General features: G+C 73.8%; 1 protein-coding gene. It reads right to left on the bottom strand.

Features of this window, described 5'->3' with window-relative positions; translation table 11 throughout:
- Positions 1-1,723 (bottom strand): polyketide synthase dehydratase domain-containing protein (locus AWZ10_RS33040; protein WP_208618597.1); only part of this gene is annotated, 1,723 nt, incomplete at both ends.

Genomic DNA, 1,723 nt, shown 5'->3' with positions numbered 1-1,723 from the left:
GACGAGGTGGGTGGCGAGCTGCCGGCCGAGTTCGCCGGTGCCGCCGGTGATCAGGACCGTGCCGTCGGGGTCGAAGCGCGGAGCGTCCGTCTCGCCGCTGTCCGACTGCCCGACCCGGGCCAGGCGAGGCACGTACGGAACACCGTGCCGCACCACGAGCTCCGGCTCGCCCGCGACACCGAGCGCCCGGGCCAGCACGTCCGCGTCGGATTCCTCCGCACCCAGATCAACCAGGCGAACCGGCCGGTCCGGGTGCTCGTTGCGGGCGACCCGCAGAATGCCCCACAGCGGCGCCTGCCCCAGGTCGGGCACGCCGTCGGACGGCACGGCCACGACCGACTCACTGGTGACCCACACCAGTTCGGTGGTCTCCAGGCGCGCATCGTCCAGGGCGAACCGCAACGTCTCCAGGGCGTCGGCGGCCAGCTGCCGGGCCGCCTGCGCGCTGTCTCCCGGCACCTTGCCGGTCACGTCCAGAACGAGGCGGGAAGGCCGTACCTCCGTGCTCTCCAGCTCGGCGGCCAGCGCGTCCAGATCGACCAACCGCTGAGCGCCGAGTGCCTGCGCGAGGCGGTCCCCGCCGCCGACGATCCAGGTGGCCGGCGCCTCCACCCCGCTGGGCAGGGGCACGGCCTGGAACTCCACCCGGTAGAGGTGCTCCACCGGGCGGCTCGCGCGGATCTGGTCCGGCGTCGCCGTCCTGGCCCGCAGCCGGGCGGAGGCCAGCGGACTCCCGGTGGCGTCCACCACCCAGACGCCGCCTTCGGCGGCGTCCTGGTCCCAGTCGGCGCGCACGCGCAGTTCGGTGGCGCCGGCACGATGCAGCTCGGCGTCGATCCACTCGAACGGCAGCAGCACCTGCTCCGGCTCCGAACCGGCCGCCGCGTTTCCGTCCCGCGCCGCCGCGAGCGTCTGGACCGCCGCGTCGAGCAGCGCCGGATGCACGCCGTACGCGGACCCGTCGAGCCCCTCCGGCAGCCGCACCAGCGCGAAAGCGCTGCCCGGCCGGTGCCACAGCTCGGTCACGCCCCGGAACGCCGGGCCGTACCCCACGCCCTGCTTCGCGTACCGCTCGTAGAAGGCGGCCACGTCCAGCGGTTCCGCACCGGCGACCGGCCAGCGGGCCAGCTCGGCGAACTCGCGCCCCGGCCCGGCGGCCTCAGGACCGGCGTCGGCCCCGTCGCCGCCGAGCAGGCCGGTGGCATGACAGGTCCACTCCTCCTGGGTGTCCTCCCGGCGGCTGTGCATCGAGACCGGACGCCGTCCGTCCGCCTCCGGCGCGCCGACGGTGACCTGGAGTCGTATGTGGGCGCTGTTGTCGCCGGGTTCGGGCAGGACGAGGGGTTCGGCGAGGGTGAGTTCCTCGACGCGGGTGGCTCCGGTTTCGGTGGCTGCGGTCCAGGCCAGTTCGAGGAGTCCGGTGCCGGGGAGGAGGGGGGTGTTGTAGACGGTGTGGTCGTGGAGCCAGGGGTGCTGGGTGGGGGAGAGGCGTCCGGTGAGGAGGTGGCCTTCGCCGTTGGCGAGGGTGGTGGCAGCTCCGAGCCAGGGGTGGGTGGAGGCGTCCAGGCCCAGAGAGCCGGGGTTGGTGCCGCGACTCGTGGACTCCAGCCAGAAGTGTTCGTGTTGGAAGGGGTAGGTGGGTAGGGGGGTGATCTGGCTGGTGGGGGTGGGGAGGGTCTTGGTCCAGTTGGTGGTGTGGCCCTGGACGTGGAGGAGGCTGAGG

Source organism: Streptomyces europaeiscabiei (assembly GCF_001550375.1).
Lineage (GTDB): Bacteria > Actinomycetota > Actinomycetes > Streptomycetales > Streptomycetaceae > Streptomyces > Streptomyces europaeiscabiei.
Note: the sequence above shows the minus strand (reverse complement) of the source record. Positions and strands in the feature narration are given on the sequence as shown.